Origin of the sequence: Mucilaginibacter sp. KACC 22773, from assembly GCF_028736215.1 — a bacterium.
Lineage (GTDB): Bacteria > Bacteroidota > Bacteroidia > Sphingobacteriales > Sphingobacteriaceae > Mucilaginibacter.
Genome location: NZ_CP117883.1, coordinates 5,387,980 through 5,406,134, shown reverse-complemented (window position 1 = coordinate 5,406,134; position 18,155 = coordinate 5,387,980). Strand labels below are relative to the sequence as shown.

Sequence of the window (18,155 nt, the reverse complement as noted above, 5' to 3'; positions counted from 1 at the left end):
ATAACGCTTTATCAATATTTTTAAAAAAAAATTAAAACAATAATTAACGGGATTTTATTAACTTTCACTCCAAATTAAAATTATTGCCCTTAAGCCTGAGCCGTATATTCGCTATTCTATGTTTTTTGTCAAGAAATACCTCAAACCAAACCCCGAAAGCGCGCTAAAAGCGCTGTCACTCATGGAAATACTGGTTGTACTGATCATCATCGGTATATTAGTATTGTTGGCCCTGCCCAACCTGTTGCCCGTGATTACCCGTGCAAAAACCACCGAAGCTAAGCTGCAACTTGAACACGTATCGATGCTCGAGAAGACTTATTTCTACGAACATTCCAAATATACCAATGACCTGAACGAACTGGGCTTTATCCAGGAAAAGCTAAGTACCGAAGGCAAGGATGCCAGGGCGAACTATAAGATAGAGATTACCAATGCTTCCAATACCGGTTTTACTGCCCGTGCAACTTCGGTTGTTGATTTTAACCAGGACGGTAATTTTAACGTTTGGGAAATGAACCAGGACAAAGTGTTAAAAGAAGTAACCCCGGATTAAAGTGTTGTTGGCTATCCGTTTTGCTTTATTATTGTCCCTGCTCGTCATCCTCCTGCAGGATTTCTGGTTTCGGACCGTGCATTGGGCGCTGTTTCCGTTGCTGACTATCGGATTGATAAGCCTCAAGTTGCTCGAGGGTAAAGACGCTTCCTTAGCCGGCGAACAGATTGCTGTTAACTTAAGCTTCCTGGTGCTGGTTCTGGCGATATTAACCGGCTACCTTTTTGTGAGCAGGAGGCGATTTATTAACATAACCGAAGGCTTAATGGGCTGGGCCGATATTTTATTTTTGGTAGCTATCGGGTTTTATTTGTCGGCACTCAACTATGTTTTTTTTTATATAGTTAGTATCCCTTTAGTTTTAATATTATGGATATTTTATCAGTTTATAACCGGCAATAAGGGCAAACATATTCCACTGGCCGGGTTACAGTCCTTATTATTTATTGTATTTTTAGCAGGCGACTGGTGGTATTTTCATATCGATATTGCTGATGACTACTGGTTGCTCCGTTACCTTACACCATGGATACAGCACTAAAGATCACATTACTAACCGAGCATATCCACATCCTTTCTAAGGATATGGCCTGGCATTACCGTGTGCTGCCCAAAGGGCGGGTTAATGGGCAACTTGCGTTGTATTGTGAAGAAAATGCCGATACCGGTAGCCTTGCCGCCGAATTAGAAATCATGCTGGGGCTGGATATTCTCCTGGAACCCATTGCTGTTTCCGAAATTGCCCGGCTGCTGGCTACCTACTATATTAAGGATAATACCACAACCGGAGCACTGCAGGCCAATGTACGCCATGACGAGGATAGCTTTTTGATGAACCTGATTGGCGAAGCAAAAAACCTGAAAAGCAGTGATATTCATATTGAACGTTATGAGAACAAGTGCCGGGTTAGGATCAGGATTGATGGAAACATGGTGGAGCGTTACCTGCTGAAAGAGGACGATTACCCCGCGCTGATTAATAAAGTAAAGATCATGGGCAACCTGGATATTGCCGAAAAACGGCTGCCCCAGGATGGCAGGATCAATTTCAGTCACCAGGGGCACCAGTTCGACATTCGTGCGTCTATCCTGCCCACTCTCTATGGCGAAAAGGTTGTACTTAGGCTCTTAAATAACGATGCTACAGATATTGATTTGAACAGTCTTGGATTTTCGGCATTTGATTTGGATAATTACCTCCAGGGCGCCAAAAGGCCAAACGGGATCCTGCTGATCAGCGGGCCTACCGGCTCTGGTAAAACTACTACGCTGTATGCTACGTTAAAACTGCTGAACAAGGAGACCCGTAATATCCTCACTATAGAAGACCCGGTAGAGTATACGCTGGAAGGGGTTAACCAGGTGCAGCTTAAAGAGGCTATCGGCCTCACTTTCGCCGCCGCCCTCCGTACTTTCCTGCGACAGGACCCGGATGTGATTATGGTTGGCGAAATCCGGGATACCGAGACCGCTAACATGGCTATAAGGGCCGCCCTCACGGGGCACCTTGTATTGTCAACTATCCACACCAATTCCGCCTGGGGAACGGTTTCCCGGTTGATTGATATGGGCATCCCGTCATATATGGTTGCCAATACACTGAATACCACAGTGGCCCAGCGATTGATTCGATTGCTTTGCCCGCATTGTAAGGTGCAAAAGGATTTTGACAAAACGTTGTATCCACGACAGTTTAAGCCTTACCGCGAAGTTTCGGCCCATTATACACCCCGTGGGTGCGAAAAATGCTATTACACCGGCTATAAAGGAAGAAAAGCCGTTTACGAGGTAATACCCGTAGACCTTGACCTGGCCAATGAAATAAAAAGCGGTAATATGCAGGTACAGGCACTTTTAGAAGAACGGGGCATTAAAACCCTTGCCGAAAATGCTTTTGGCCTGTTTGCCGATGGCCAGACATCTATTGACGAGATATACCCGTTGTTATTTAATTATTAAAGTATTATATGTTAAAAAAAATTACCTGCCTTATCATTTGTTTTTACTTGTTTACCGCAGCCATAACGGCCAGCGCCCAACAGCAGGACAGGCTACAGGTTATTAAACAAAAACTGGATGAGCTTGCAACTGATGTTCCCGGGCTTAACCAAAAAGTGCAATTACTGGTTACCGGCGTATCCATTCACGAATACCTGAATGCTATTGCGCGCTCCAATAATTTAAGTATAAGCTCCGATCCTGGGCTTAATTTTAGTATCTCGGATACCTTCACCGGTGTTTCGGCATCCAATATATTGTTATTGCTTGCCCAAAAGTATAATCTGGATATTGCTGTTGTTGGCTCCATTATCAATATCACACCTTACCGGGACCCCAACCAGTTTTTAAAGCCTCCGCCTAAGGAACTGGGCGTAAAATATAATGCGGCAAACAGCACCCTCTCACTTTCATTAAATAACGACAGTTTGGCTGCAGCGGCAAAAAGAATAACACAGTTATCCGGCAAAAACATTGTGGTGCCTGGTTCATTGCAAGGCAAAACGGTTACCTCTTATATTGCTGATGCCCCCTTCGAGACGGCTTTGGGCAAGCTGGCTTATGCCAATGAAATAAAAATGGTGCATACGGCAGATGATTTTTACCTTTTTCAACCGCTTGACGAAAACGAGGAAGTGTATGTTAACGGCGATAAAAATACCGGCGTGAGGAAATCCTTCCGTAACACCGCCCAACCAGGCGCTGCCGGTGCCAGCGGGCTATTTGTAAGGCAGGTTAACGGCCAAAAGCTGATTTCGGTAGATGCCGTTAACAGTCCTATTATCGATCTGGTTAAACGTGCTTCGCAGGAAACAGGAAAAAACTATTCCATTTACTCTGATATTAAAGGGTCTATAACCCTCCACGTAAATGATGTTAGTTATGACGACCTGCTAACATTGTTATTTAAAAGCACCGAATACACCTTTCATGCCGAAAAAGGCATTTACGTAATTGGCGACCGCAAGCTGGAAGGGTTACGTACCTTCAGGGCTATTCACTTGCAAAACCGTGCAATTGATACCGTTATCACCATGATCCCCTCAGAATGGAAGCGTGGTATCGAGATTAAAGAATTCCGCGAACAAAACACCCTTTTACTTTCCGGATCAGGGGCCCAGATAGATGAGGTAGAAAGCTTTATCAAACAGATGGACGTGCTTGTTCCGGTGGTACTGATAGAAGTTACCATGATAGATGTTCACAAAACCAGGAGTGTTTCAACCGGTATTTCTGCCGGTGTTTCAGACAGTGTAAAAACGGGGGGCACGGTATTACCCGGCATAGATTATACTTTTGGCGCCAAAGGCGTTAACGACTTTTTAAACAGTGTGGGCAAAGCTACTTCGCTCAACCTGGGCCATGTGGTGCCTAATTTTTACGTTAGGTTGCAGGCGCTGGAGAATAACAATAATATAGATGTGCGCTCGGTGCCGAAGTTAACAGCACTTAACGGCCATTCGGCTACGCTGAGCATAGGCAGCAAGCGTTATTATAAAAACACTACGCAAAACGTCATCCCTTCTATCCAAAGCGCGCAATCTATATTCACCAATGTGTACCAGGAAGTAAATGCCGATTTGTCTATCGCTATAAAACCCATTGTTTCCGGCGACGACCAGGTTACGCTTGGCATCAGGATAAACATATCCGATTTCACAGCCATTCCTACCGATGGCTCGCCGCCACCGCAGGCCATCAGCAAATTTGAAACCAGCCTGCGGGTACACAGCGAGGATACCATTGTTTTGGGCGGCCTGGAGCGTACAGAAACCGACGATAGCGGCTCGGGGATACCCCTGCTCTCCAGGATTCCTATTTTAAAATGGATCTTCAGCAGCCGCACCCGAAGCAAGTCGAAGGTGGTTACTGTGCTGTTTATCAAATCCACTATTATCAGGTAATATTATGGGTATATTATCGCCATATTACCATATTAACCAGGCGGCCGGTATCACTATAGATATTGCGCAGGATGGCTCCTATACCATAAACTGCTGCCAGGTTAGTACCGATCATAAGCAGCTTAGCATCGAAAAAAAGTTCGGTGTAAAAGATGACGCGGAGGGACTTGCTAAACAACTTGGCACCAAGGTTCCCATCGCTTTAAATTTATCGGGCAAAGGCATCTTAACCAAGCAGGTAACAGCAGCATCCGGCGACGAACAGCAGGATATGGCTAAAATAATCCCGAACCTGAATGTAGATGATTTTTACCTGCAGCAATTTGCATCGCACGATCAGCTGTTTGTATCCCTGGTAAGGAAAACACTGGCCGACCATTGGATAAATATATTGGAACAGCAAGGTTTTACTGTGCTGATGCTGAGCCTTGGCCCCTTCGCGGCATCCCACATGTTAAATCAGCTTAACGTTTACGAAAGCGATGTGGTGTTTAACGGTATCCAAATAAGCCGGGATACCGACCTGAACTGGACCGCCGTGCAATACAGCTCCGCGTTTGTTGCCCCTTTCACCCTTAAAATCGGCGCGGAACCCCTCGATCAGCAATTGATTATGCCTTATGCCGCAGCTTTTCAGCTGGTGCTTGCCGATAAACTGGAGCCGGTTAGGGCGAAGGTTGATACGCTGGATACCCGGTATGGGCAACTTATCGGAACAAAAAAGCTCAAAGTAACGGGCGCCTTAATATTGGGTGTTTTCTTTATCCTTTTACTCCTCAATTTTGTAACCCTTTCCTGGTTAAATTCTGAAAATAGCCGCCTCGATGGGCAGGCCAGCCTATCGGCAAACAGCAACAGCGATATGCAGATGCTCACCGCGCAGATTAAAGCAAAAGAAGCGCTCCTGAAGGACATGGGCTGGGACGGCGGTTTTAACAAAGCCCGGATTATCGATCAGCTTGCTGCCTTGCTGCCGGATGAAGTAACCCTGAAGGAAATAGCGATAAACCCTCCCGACATTAACAATAAAGATTCCCGAGGGCAGCACTTTTTAGATCGCCGGATAAAGCTTTCAGGTAATTCGCAACAGGTTATTGCCGTAAATGAATGGATAGCACGCATCAAAACATTAAAATGGGTAAAAGGCGCGGGCTTGGATAACTTCGAATTTGATAACGACCAGAACACGGGCAAGTTTAACATTATTATCAACTATTAGCATGCCGAAAAACCTCAACATTAAAAAGGAATACCTGCTGATAGCCGGATCGGTACTGCTTTTACTGGTATGCTACCGCTTTTCATTCAGCCACACGGTAGACGCCTGGAAACTCCGGCGCCAACTACAGCAAAAAATAGCCCAGGCCGGCGATCTTACCTACCAGCCCGGCTACCTGGAGCGGAAAGATAATAACCTAAACCATATTATCGCCCGGTTTAAAATAGACACTGCCACCATGCGCAGCAACATGATCACCACGATTGCCCTGCAGGCCGAAAAGCTAAACGTGAGGCTATCGAGAGTACCGGTGCAACCCAGCCCGGCTCCCGACGATAAATACATCATCCAGCGGCTGGATTTTGAAGGCGATTTTTTTTCGCTTTGCAAATTATTGCAGCAACTGCAAGCTACGGACGGTACCGGTTTAATACGCGCGGTTGACTTTGTATCGGGTAAGGTAGTTGGGGGTAATACGGAAACAAAGGTGCTTGGGATGCGGGTGTTTGTTGCCATTATAAAGTGATAGATTTTAATTAACAAAGGATTCACTTGCAAATTCTGGTGATCTTGTGATTGAGTCAACCGATCACTCACTCCATCTTGATATAACTACTTGATACTAAAAACAGGTAGTGGCACAATAGTATTCAATGATCTTCCGTAAAATTTTAGTGTCAGTCACCCCGTTAAAACACGGGGTGACAGTAGGTGAAAACACCTATTGCGAAATAATTCGGACACTGTTAATTTGGTTACAAATTATTGATGCCCCTATAGCAAATGAAACCAGGAATCCTTATCACAACCCTATTATCGGGCTGCTTCGCTTTATGCTTTGTGGCCGCCACCGGCCTCGATGGCAAATGGACCGGCAGCCTGCTCACTGCCGACAGCACCTTCTACCCTTTAACCTACAATTTCACGCTCATCGGCGATTCCGTCGCCGGTACGGCCGCCAGCCCGCTGGGCGAATTTCCGATTGACAAGGGCAAGCTCGATACCGCCGGGCTGCATTTTAAAGTTACCGTAAACGGGCTGGATGTGTACCACAACGGTATTGTCTATAACGATTCTATCGGTATGAATATCAGCCTGAATGGTTCGGTGGTGCATTGCACGCTTAACCGGGCTGGTAACTAAAATTAAAAAAAAATTCCTTATCATTTTATTCATTAAAAAACATGCGGTTTAAAAACCTGACCCTGGCGGCCCTTTGCTTAATGGCTGCGCTGTTCTCCTTTTCAAATGTGTTTGCGCAATCATCGGTACCCCCAACACCGCAGTTTGCGGTACGTACTGACCTTGTTCCGCCCTCGCCCAATGTGGCCTCTTTAGGCAAATACGGTACCGTGCCGGTATCCATGCAAACAGGCAATCCCAATATCTCCATACCTATAACCGAAGTAAACGGCAAGCAGCTTAAAGTACCCATCAGCCTCAGTTACAACAATAATGGTTTTAAACCAGCGGAGCAGGCAAGCTGGGTGGGCTGGGGATGGAATTTAAATTGCGGGGGAGCTGTAACCCGTATTGTGCGCGATAAGGTTGATGAGTTTGTGTCGTCGCCTTATAGGTACGATGATATCAGCTGGCGGTATACCACCCACGACTCGGTTACCCGCAAGTTTATGGACCAGGCCATGTTTGATAATTATGTTGATACTGAACCCGATTTATATTCCTATAGTTTTGGCGGCTATTCGGGCAAGTTCTTTTTCTCCGGCGGTACCTGTCACCAGTATCCTTACAACCAGCTCAATATATCGTACCTGAGCCCGGCAGAAGGTTTTGTGATTACCACGCCCGACGGCACCATATATACTTTTAGCATGGCCGAGCATACCATCGCCCCGCATAACCTGTATGCCGGGCCAAACGATTACCAGTTGCCAACCGATTATATTTCGAGCTGGCACCTGCGAACCATTACTTCGGCCGATTACAAAGACGTGATTACTTTTTCTTATTCTTCACCGGTTGAGATCAACCAGCGGGGCCCGGCATCGCAGGGTATGGTTAAAGAAAACCTGCTGGGCGGGGGCATAGCATATACCCTAAACCCAATAGGCTTTGCTTTCCCTACCAGGGTTGCCGCTGTACAGCTTACCCAGATTACCTCCTCTAAAATGACCGTGGTATTCAACGCGGCAACCGCAAGGCTCGACTTGGCTACACCGCAGCTGGATAATATCGATATTAAAAACTACCAGGGCACTTTGGTTAACCGGTTTAAATTTAACTACGGCTATTTTTCGGACCCGACCAATTCTTTAGCTACCCACCGGCTTAAACTGCTGGGTGTGGATGAGGGCATTAATCCCGCTACGCTAAAAAAACACAGTTTTTATTACAAAGGTGGGATTTCAGGAACCTACATTACCACCTCGAGAGAGTTTCCAGGTGTCGACGATTGGGGTTACTCCAACGGGCCGGATATTTCTGAAACCGGCAACATGATGCCCAATACCATTCATTCCGGGGGCGTAAGCAAGGCCCCTAGTATGGTGTACAGCCAGCAAACCATGCTCAATAAAATCATTTATCCAACCGGCGGAGTTTCGGTATTTGAGTACGAACCCAATATATACAATCCGGCTAACGGCCCAACGTATGTTTATAATACATTCAACGTCAATAATTATATTTCCCGCTCCGATACTACTACTACTAATGTAATCACGTCGTCGTCGCAAAGCTTTCAGCTTTTGGAGGCCCAGTATGTAAAAGTAAACTGGCAAAGGATCCCGAAAGACCCCCAGGGATATGTGGGCGGGCGCCTGCCTACCGACCCGACCAAGAACATGACCCCCGATGTGACCATTACCGGTTCGCAGACTTATAATTTTTCGATCCTCGTTAATTCAGACAATGCGGGCAAAACAGACTCGGTACTGCTGCAGCCTGGCACTTACTCAGTTTACCTAACCTGCGATGGTAAGGAGAATTATGTACAGGGCTCGGTAACCTATAAAGTGAAAACCACGCAGGTTATTACCGGCACACCCGGCCCAGGCCTGAGGATTTTACGTATCAGCAATTACCTAAACTCGGCGGGCATCGGTACGCCGGCTTCTGTAAAAGAATATAGCTACCAGGATTCAACCGGGCTATCTACAGGGGTGCTGCTGAATATCCCTAATTACTACCAGGGCGAATACAGCGAGGAGCAATACAAAACCTGGTTCCCCGAGGTGCACAATTACATGAACTACACCTCTACCAATACCAACCCGCTTAATGTTACGCAGGATATGTATTACAAACTGGTATATGAAAAACAGGTGAACGGAACAGATTACCTGCTAAGTAAAAGCGAGTTTATCGCCTTTGGCGGCGGCTGGTATAATGACCTTGCGGTACAACTTATCCGTAAAACCGATTTTAAAAAGGTAAGCAGCGTTTATAAGCCTATTCAAAAACAGGAGTATGTTTACGACCAGGACGTTACCGAAACAGGCATATACGCCGGTATTAAACCCCATTTGAGCATCCGCCGCATCCCCTGCTGCGGGGTACCGCCAAGCCCCATCTGCGGCGTAACAGAGGACAGACTCAGGGAATACACCTATAACAACTGGAATACCGTTCCCTCGTTTTTACGCCTGAAAAGCCAGCGCGAGGTGAGTTATGTAAATACCAGTGATTCGGTGGTTACCTCCTCTGCTTTTACCTACAGCATCCCTTACCGGAATAAAGTGCTTGCCTCCACAACTGATTCAAAAGGTACTACGCGGGTGGAGAAATACAAATACCAGGATAGCTATGCCACGGGCAGCGGATCAGTGGGGATTGCCATGGTGATTGAAAAGCAAGGCTGGCTCAAACGCTCGGCTACCGATTCGGTAATGACCGATGGCGTGATCACCGATTACGACAATAACAAGCCCCGTACCCTGTACAGTTTTATTAATGCCAATCCTGTTGCCAGCCTGAATCAGGAAACCAAGAACGCACAGGGCTTATATACCAGCATTCTGAGCGATAGCAGGTATAAAGCCCGTATTACTACCAATTATAACGGCACCACCGCGAATGTAGAAAGCCAGGACATTGCAGGATACTATCCTACAACCACTACCAGCCATCAGGTAGCCTACCTGTGGGGTTACCACAACAACTATCCCATTGCCCAGGTTAAGAACGCTGACCTGGCCGGGGTGGCCTATACCAGCTTTGAGGATGATGACAACAGCTGGACGTATACTGCAGCCAACGTGGTTAGCAACGATGCCCGCACGGGGGTAAAAAGCTACAACGGCACCATCAGCAAAAGCAGCCTGCCATCGGGCAATTACAAGGTAAGCCTTTGGGGCAAGGGCAGCGCCACCATCACCATTGGCGGCGTAGCCAAAACCATGACCGGCACCTGGACCTTGTATGAATGGACGCTGACGGGGATAACCAGTATATCAATAAGCAGCAACGGCAACCTGATTGACGAGGTAAGGCTATGCCCAATCGGTACACTGATGACCACCTATACCTATTTGCCCTTAACCGGCGTAAGCAGCAGCACCGATGCCAAGGGCATGAGCACCTATTTTGAGTACGACAGCGAAAGCAGGCTGGTCAATATAAAAGACCGGCAGGGTAATATTCTGAAGAGTTACGATTATAACTATGCAGGACAGGGGGCAGTGTGGCAGGATAACGGCACGTTCCAATGCGTTACAAATGGCGTAGGGCAAAATACCGGTGAACAGCAAAAGCAACAGGTGGATACCAACCCTTACAGCCCAACCTATAACCAAACGCAATGGGTAAGCAACGGCACCAATACCACGGCCTGCCCGCTGCCGCCAACCATTTATGTAAACGTATCGGTTGGCAGCACCAGCGTAAGCAACGGGCTCACTTACCATACGTATGTGTTTAAATCGTACTCGGATGCCAACTGTACGGTAGCCTATAATGTGCCCGTTACGTTTACCATCAATTACCAGTATGTAAAGAATGCTACCTACAATGACGGGCGCACGCCGAACCCTGAAGTAACCACAACAAACAGCACAGTTACCATATCTTCGGGGACCAACCAGGGCACCAGCGGATCGCTGCTATCATCCGGTTGTTTTACCAATAGCAGTATACAAATTTGTTATTCGTCGTCGGTAACCGTACAGACGGGCACTGGTTATGTACCTGTAAACATCGAAAATTAATAATTCCATCAAGCACCATAACCTTTAACCCTTATTCAAAAAAAGAACAAATGGAATTACACACTAACAAAATATATAAAAGCATCCTGCTGGTGGCAGGCCTGCTTATCAGCAATACCATATTTGCCCAAACCACCACGCAAAACTATGTGCGCAGCCGGATACCGCGCACGGCGATAAAAGCCAATACCCGGCTTGACCAGCTGACAACGGTAAAAGATTCAGTGATGACCACGATCCAGTACGTCGACGGGCTGGGCAGCCCGCTGCAAACGGTACAAAGGCAGGCATCGCCGGCTGGCTATGATGTGGTACAGCCTTTTGTTTATGATGGGTACGAACGGGAAGCGCAAAAATACCTGCCCTATGTAAACAGCACCACCAATTACGGCACTTACCGCACGGATGCGCTTGGCGCGACAACTGGGGTAAAAGCCTTTTACAACCCATCGAACGGGACAACAGAGGGCAAGCAAAGCAATGCCATTGTGCTTACCCAGTTCCCGTATGCGGTAACCTCTTTTGAGCCCTCGCCGCTGGGCAGGGTAATTGAGCAGGGGGCGCCTGGTGCAGCATGGCAGCTGTCTGCAAATCCCGATGCCGATCATACAGTAAGGGTTTCATTTACCAGCAATGAGCAAACCAGCACTTTTAGTACTACCAATTTAAGCAGCACCAATTTGGGCAGCCGCAAGGCGGCACTGTATACCGCTACCATTAATGCCAGCGGCAGCAGGAACCTGGTGCGCACGGGTAATACCGCTACCTACGGCCCTAATCAATTGGACGTAGCCATAACCAAGGACGAAAATTGGAAGACGACCGACGGGTGCTTTGGTACTACCGAAGAATATAAGGACAAGGAAGGCCATGTTGTGCTGAAACGCACCTACAACATTAAAGGGACGGTTGCCGAAATGCTGAGCACCTATTACGTATACGATGAGCGGGGCCAGTTAAGCTTTGTACTGCCGCCGGGAGCAAGTCCGGATGCCACTGCCGCCATAAGCCAGGCAACAATTGATAATATTTGCTACCAGTACCGTTACGACGGCCGGGGCAGGCTGACGCAAAAAAAAGTACCGGGCAAGGGCTGGGAGTTTATGATCTATAACACCTTAGACCAGGTGATAGGCACCCAGGATTCGGTACAGCGCATGAAAGCGCCGCAGGAATGGACGGTGACCAAATATGATGCCATGGGCAGGCCGGTAATTACGGGAGTATTTCAGCATACCGGCAGCACGGCGGGTGTTAATAACCTAACAACCGTGCAGGGCCTTGCTGACGCTGTTACTACGCAATGGGAAACTACCACCACAACTGGCAACGGCTATACGGTCAATGCCTGGCCGGCAACCATCGCCACTGTGCTGAGTGTGACTTATTACGATAGCTACAGCAGCATCCCCGGCCTGCCATCCATGTACAACCAGTTGAGTAACACACTCTACAGCAGCCATACCACGGGGCTGGTTACAGCAACCAAGACACTGGTGCTCAATACTACCGCCGATTACCTGTGGAGTGTACCCTATTACGATGAAGATGGCCAAGTTATCCGCACGTTTACGCAGCACTACGTGGGCGGGTCGTCGGCGCTGAGCCAGTACAACTACGACGACGTGACCACCGGGTACAACTTCGTAAAGCAGCCGCTGTCCAATCTCCGGCGACACTATGTCGCCAATCCCGCCAAGACGGCCCCGATTCAGAAACTGCTGTCTTCCGAAGGGTATTCATACGACCACATGGGCAGGCGGAGGTCAAATTCCAGCCAGCTGCAGGACAGTACCAACGCCATTCAGGGAGCCGTGCGGGTATCGCTGGCCAGCTATAACGAGTTAGGACAGCTGACAAAAAAAGGACTACACGCCATTAACGGTACGTCCAACTTCCTGCAGAATGTGGACTACCGCTACAACGCGAGGGGCTGGATGACGAACATCAACAATCCCGCATTAAGCGCCGACGGCGGGATTACCAATACCGATACCAACGACCAGTTTGGCATGGAGCTGAAGTACGACAACGCGGCAATGCCGCAGTACAACGGCAACATCGGCAGCACCACGGTAAAGACGGCAGCCCTGTCGGGCACCAGCTACCCGGCCCTTGCGTACAGCTACGCCTACGACAAGCTCAACAGGCTGACCAACGCGGTAAGCAGCACCACAACGACCAATGACAATTACTATAATGAGAACGTAACGTACGACGTGATGGGCAACATCACCAGGCTGAACAGGTACGACAAGGTAACCGGCGTGCGTACGGCCATAGACAGCCTGACGTACACCTACGTGAGCGGCAACAGGATTGACCGCATTGACGAACTGGGCACAGCGTCAGGCTTCGTCAATGGCGCGAACCAGGCGGCGGAATACACCTATGACGGCAACGGCAACCAACTGATGGACCTGAACAAGGGGCTCACCCAGGCCTACAATATGCTCAACCTGCCGCAGACGGCGGTCAGATCCGGAATATCGGTCGCCTACGTCTACGATGCTACAGGCAGGAAGCTGAGGAAGCTGTCGACCATGGGCAGCACGACCACAGTTACCGAATACGCAGGCGGCATCCAGTACGAGTACACCGGCACCTATCCCAAGATTTCGTTCATCCAGACGGAAGAAGGACGGGCAAGAAAAACAGGAATCGTTTATAAGTACGAGTACGACCTAAAAGACCACCTGGGCGACACCCGGCTAACCACCACCTGGGATCCCACGGACGCAAACCAGCTTACACCGCTTAATTCGCAAAGAAATGATTATTACGCGTTCGGGTATACCATACAAAGTTTAATTGGTACTTTGCCAAGTTCGCCAAATCACTATCTTTACAATCACAAGGAGCTGCAGGACGAGACGGGGCTTTACGATTATGGCGCGAGGTTCTATGATCCGGTGATTGCGAGGTGGACGAGCGTGGATCCGCTGGCGGATCATTTGGATCAAATTGATAAGTCGCCTTTTGCGTATTGTTGGAATAATCCAGCGAACAGCGTTGACCCTGATGGCAGATTCGTATTTTTGATACCGCTTGCTATATGGGCTATTGAATCCGGTGCAGTATATTTTGCAAGTGCGGCAATAGTAGCAACAGTAGTGGTACACCATGCAACTTCAGCGAGATATGCTTCACAAAGTGCGAGTAGTGAACCGCAGCAAGAGCCGGAGCAAACGCAAAGCACCTCAGAAAAGAAACGAGGTGTGAACAATCCGAATGTTAAACAAAAAGTTGAGGAAGGTAAAAAGAAGCACAAGGAACTTAAAGATAAAGTTAACGCAAAAAAGGACAAAGGATGGCAGGCAGAACCAACAATTACAGATCCAAATACAGGTGATACTCTACGACCAGATGCTTTAACACCAGATGGAAGTCCTGTGGAGCTAAAGCCTAATACTCCATCTGGCAGAGCTAAAGGAAAAAGCCAACTTGGGAAGTATGAGAAGGCCACCGGTAAAAAAGGCAGGGTAATATATTATGATCCTAAACCAACCCCACAACCACAACCAACCCCACAACCAACCCCACAACCAACTGGCAATTAATTACCTATGAAATACACATCACCATCAAGATACTATCAATTAGCGATTCCTGAAAATTGGAAGGTTGAAGAGGATGAAAATACTATATCAATTTACAATGAGGGTGAAGGATTGGGCGCTATTACCATAACAAGTTATCTGATCCCAGAAACCTATTCTTTTGATATAAGAAAAGAATTGATCGACTTCGTAGATAATACTATCAACAATCAGAAAGATATTAAAGAATATAATTTGCAAGAAAAAAAGATTGCCGAGATCGATATCAAGAACGATAAAGGACTTTGGAGATTCGTTATCGTCTTTGCGAAGCAAAAAGCGTTGTTTATCAGTTATAATTCCGACGTAGTTGTTAGCAATGAAATAAATACAGTAAGTCACATTATAGCTTCGATAAACATAATTTAACCTCAGCTCCCGCACGGTGTGCCGTGAATTACGAGCCTTCTGAATAAAGGAAAGCAAATGTTGTATGAAAGATGGTAGTAGGCCTACCAAAGTCGCTGTGCAAGCAGAGGCATTAAACCACCTCTCGGTGCTTGATTAGTAATAGTTAGGTATTGAACGGAAAGAGGAAAAGGCTACGGGAAATAGTCAGGTATGAAAAAGAGAGATGAATGCAAATGAACCATCGATGAAGTGATGAGAGAGCGAAACCCATTGTCAAAAGCTAATGTTCTTGCGTATTAGTGAAAGATTATAGCGGGAACTTGCATACTGGCTATAAGGCAATCGTCATAGAGGAGGCATGACTCTTATTCAGGCTTTTATACGAAACACGGGAAGTCCTTAACGGATGTTAAGAGAAAGGCACAAGCGGGCAATACCCGTGAGGCCGAATACCGAAGCTGTTAAGGATGACGGATGATGCTGTAGTAGTGAAGAATCCTTTGTAATGAAGGTGGAGCGAAGGGCATCAATTATACAGTTAAGAATATTCTAACAACTTTAAAAAGAAGGAGGATTAAAATGTTTGAGACAACATCAAGACCAGTACCGGTAACGAAAGAAATGGTAAAGAAAGCCTATCGGAAAGTAAAGGCAAACAAAGGATCAGCAGGAGTAGATAAAGAAAGCCTCGAAGATTTTGAGGTGAACTTATTAGACAACCTGTATGTATTATGGAACCGAATGAACTCCGGCAGTTATTTTCCCAAACCAGTTCGCTCAGTATCGATACCCAAAGCAAACGGCAAGAAGCGGGTGTTAGGCATCCCTACAGTAAGCGACCGGATTGCCCAACAAGTAGTAAAGGATTACTTAGAACCACGCTTAGAGGCACAGTTTCAAGATCAATCGTATGGCTATCGCCCATTGAAAAGCGCCCATCAGGCAGTAGCAGCAGTCCATGAAAATGTACTCAGGTACGCATGGGTGATTGATATGGACATCAAAAGTTTCTTTGATGAGGTAGACCATGAACTGCTAATGAAAGCTGTAGAGCGGCATGTAGCGGAGCCATGGGTAAAGATGTACATTAGGAGATGGCTGGAAAGTCCGGCGCAACAACCCGATGGAACACTTATTCAAAAGGGAGGGCAAGGTACGCCACAAGGCGGAGTGATAAGCCCTTTATTAGCAAACCTGTTTTTGCATTATGTACTGGACAAATGGCTTTTGAAGCAATACCCCGGAGTAGCATTTGTACGCTATGCGGACGATATTGTAATTCATTGTCATACAGAAACGGAAGCGAAACAATTGCTGGAGGCTATCCGGGCAAGACTTGCAGAATGTAAACTACGTCTTAGCGAAGAGAAGACGAAAATGGTATACTGCCAGAACTATCGAAGGCCCAAGAGGAAAGACTATGGAAAGAAATTCGATTTTCTGGGGTTCACATTCAAACCAAAACCAATAATATCCAAAAAAGGAGGGTTGTTTTTAGGATATGGGAGTACCATAAGTCAAAAAGCACAATCGAGGATAATCGAAGGATGGAAGCAGCTCAGGTGGCATCGGCGAAGTGATTTAACGATGCAAGACATAGCCGATCAGATAAACCCACAAATGGTAGGGATTATCAGGTACTATGGGAAATTTAAGCTACGAGGCCTACAACCATTGATGAAACGCTTTGAGTTTCGTTTAGCCAAATGGGTATTAAACAAGTACAGGAAGTTTAGAGGCAGTTATGGAGAAGCGCATAAATGGATAAGTGAGTTAAAAATCAGCTATCCGGCCATGTTCTATTACTGGACTGTTTTTAAACACGTTTGATGGTATAATAAGAGCCGTATGAAGTGAGAGCTTCACGTACGGTTCTGTGAGAGGCTTGGGCTGAAATGCCCTTGCCTACTCGACGCTCCAGCCTTGTGGCCCGCTGATAGGTAAACGCCATGCTAAGTAATGAATATGCCAATCCCGGATGCACGTTTCATCCGGGATTTTGTATTTTTAACACATGAGCCGTAATTATAAATTCAAGAATCCTGAAGGATTATATTTTGTAAGCTTTGCCACGGTGTTTTGGTTAGATGTGTTTGTTCGGCTGCACTACTTCGACTGTTTGGTGAGAAACCTCAACTACAGCGTCGACAATAAAGGCATGGAAATTTATGCATGGTGCATAATGCCGAGCCATGTACATTTGGTTTTTAGATCGACAATTCAAAAACCAGAAGACCTGATCAGGGATTTTAAATCGCTAACGTCAAAACAAATGATAGCTTTAATAAAAGAAAATAACCAGGAAAGCAGGCGGGAATGGCTGCTAAACTCATTTAAAAAAGCAGGTCTGACTAATAGCAATAACACCAGCAACCAGTTTTGGCAGCAGCATAACAAGCCTATCGAATTATGGAGTGCAGCTGTAATTGACCAAAAAATTGATTATACGCATAATAACCCGGTTGTAGCAGGTTTTGTAGAAAACGATTATGATTACCTGCATAGCAGCGCACGGGATTATGCAGGTATTAAGGGACTGGTAAAAGTAATAATTACGTAGCGCACCGTCCTAAAGGCATGACGTTTACCTATCAGCGGGCCACAAGGCTGGAGCCTTGCGGCAGCGAAGGGGGTATGGAAAAATAGAATGACGACAATGAAACATAAGCTGGAATATTTCTACTACCGAGTTTACAGATTGCAGGTTTCCTTGGGAAACGGTATGGTTGCCAAGGGGTTTGCTGTTTTTATGCTGTCGTTCTTGATCGGCCTCAACTTTTATTCTGTGCTCTTTGTCGCCTACGGGCTGTTTGGGGTTACGCTGCTGCTCCAAGGCGGGGGAATTGCGGGAGGCCTTATATTCTTCTCTCTAATGGTTGTCGGCTATCTTTTATTTATAAGAGGTAAGAGGTATAAGTCAATAATAGAGGAATACAAGAAAGAGCCGAAAGAGAATGTGAAAAGGGGAAATCGTATGGTCCTATTGTACATGTTGTTCTCGTTTCTGTTTTTGTTGTTAGGGTTTTATCTAATGATCCAAAGGAACGAGGGGTAATTTTTTTAACGCATTCCGATGAAGGCAGCAGCAAGGCGACAGTTAATTCACTTGAATTAGACATATAGACAATCGCAACACCCGGATGGTTTAATTTCATCCGGGTGTTTTTGTATACCGCGCAGCTCGTGTTAAGGATTGCAGTGAAAAGCCCACAGCGCGGGCAGGCCAGGGCGGCAAAGGCAAAGCGGGGACTTGTAATGTAAAGCCTGCCCGCCGTTGCCGCGGGTTTGTAACTCATAGTATAACAATTGGGTTAACATGTAAATCGTGGTGTTTTATAATGTATTTATAATCAAATATTTATA

General features: G+C 46.6%; 13 protein-coding genes. 12 read left to right on the top strand and 1 reads right to left on the bottom strand.

From position 1 onward, the window contains the following. Positions 1-181 precede the first annotated feature (181 nt). The 12 genes from PQ469_RS22325 (at position 182) to PQ469_RS22270 (ending at position 17,352) form a co-directional block, all read left to right on the top strand. The gene (locus PQ469_RS22325) at positions 182-556 is read left to right on the top strand and encodes a type IV pilin protein (protein ID WP_255369745.1); all 375 of its coding nucleotides are present in this window, start codon (positions 182-184) and stop codon (positions 554-556) included. Between the two features lie 7 nt (positions 557-563). Then, a complete protein-coding gene (locus PQ469_RS22320; protein ID WP_274209646.1) occupies positions 564-1,097 on the top strand; it encodes a hypothetical protein in 534 nt (177 codons plus the stop codon). Further along, a complete protein-coding gene (locus PQ469_RS22315; protein WP_274209645.1) occupies positions 1,082-2,515 on the top strand; it encodes a GspE/PulE family protein in 1,434 nt (477 codons plus the stop codon). Before PQ469_RS22320 ends, PQ469_RS22315 begins: the two co-directional genes overlap by 16 nt. A gap of 8 nt (positions 2,516-2,523) precedes the next feature. Continuing rightward, positions 2,524-4,458, top strand: a complete 1,935-nt coding sequence (locus tag PQ469_RS22310; RefSeq protein WP_274209644.1) for a type II secretion system protein GspD — start codon at positions 2,524-2,526, stop codon at positions 4,456-4,458. Between the two features lie 4 nt (positions 4,459-4,462). Further along, positions 4,463-5,677 (top strand): hypothetical protein, encoded by a 1,215-nt coding sequence (locus PQ469_RS22305; protein WP_274209643.1) that lies wholly within the window; start codon positions 4,463-4,465, stop codon positions 5,675-5,677. A 1-nt stretch (position 5,678) separates the two neighbouring features. After that, on the top strand, positions 5,679-6,203 hold the full coding sequence (locus PQ469_RS22300) for a hypothetical protein (protein ID WP_274209642.1): 525 nt from the start codon (positions 5,679-5,681) through the stop codon (positions 6,201-6,203). Positions 6,204-6,460: 257 nt separating this feature from the next. Continuing rightward, on the top strand, positions 6,461-6,820 hold the full coding sequence (locus PQ469_RS22295; protein WP_274209641.1) for a hypothetical protein: 360 nt from the start codon (positions 6,461-6,463) through the stop codon (positions 6,818-6,820). A 41-nt stretch (positions 6,821-6,861) separates the two neighbouring features. Further along, positions 6,862-10,842, top strand: a complete 3,981-nt coding sequence (locus PQ469_RS22290; protein WP_274209640.1) for a hypothetical protein — start codon at positions 6,862-6,864, stop codon at positions 10,840-10,842. A gap of 50 nt (positions 10,843-10,892) precedes the next feature. Beyond that, positions 10,893-14,402 (top strand): DUF6443 domain-containing protein, encoded by a 3,510-nt coding sequence (locus tag PQ469_RS22285; RefSeq protein ID WP_274209639.1) that lies wholly within the window; start codon positions 10,893-10,895, stop codon positions 14,400-14,402. A 6-nt stretch (positions 14,403-14,408) separates the two neighbouring features. Continuing rightward, positions 14,409-14,810 (top strand): hypothetical protein, encoded by a 402-nt coding sequence (locus tag PQ469_RS22280; RefSeq protein WP_274209638.1) that lies wholly within the window; start codon positions 14,409-14,411, stop codon positions 14,808-14,810. 561 nt (positions 14,811-15,371) lie between these two features. Next, a complete protein-coding gene (ltrA, locus tag PQ469_RS22275; protein ID WP_274209637.1) occupies positions 15,372-16,622 on the top strand; it encodes a group II intron reverse transcriptase/maturase in 1,251 nt (416 codons plus the stop codon). A gap of 184 nt (positions 16,623-16,806) precedes the next feature. Next, the gene (locus PQ469_RS22270) at positions 16,807-17,352 is read left to right on the top strand and encodes an REP-associated tyrosine transposase (protein ID WP_274209636.1); all 546 of its coding nucleotides are present in this window, start codon (positions 16,807-16,809) and stop codon (positions 17,350-17,352) included. 334 nt (positions 17,353-17,686) lie between these two features. Here PQ469_RS22270 and PQ469_RS22265 read toward each other — a convergent pair whose 3' ends face one another. Then, entirely contained in the window at positions 17,687-18,088 is a 402-nt protein-coding gene (locus tag PQ469_RS22265) for a hypothetical protein (RefSeq protein ID WP_274209635.1), read from the bottom strand. Positions 18,089-18,155 lie beyond the last annotated feature (67 nt).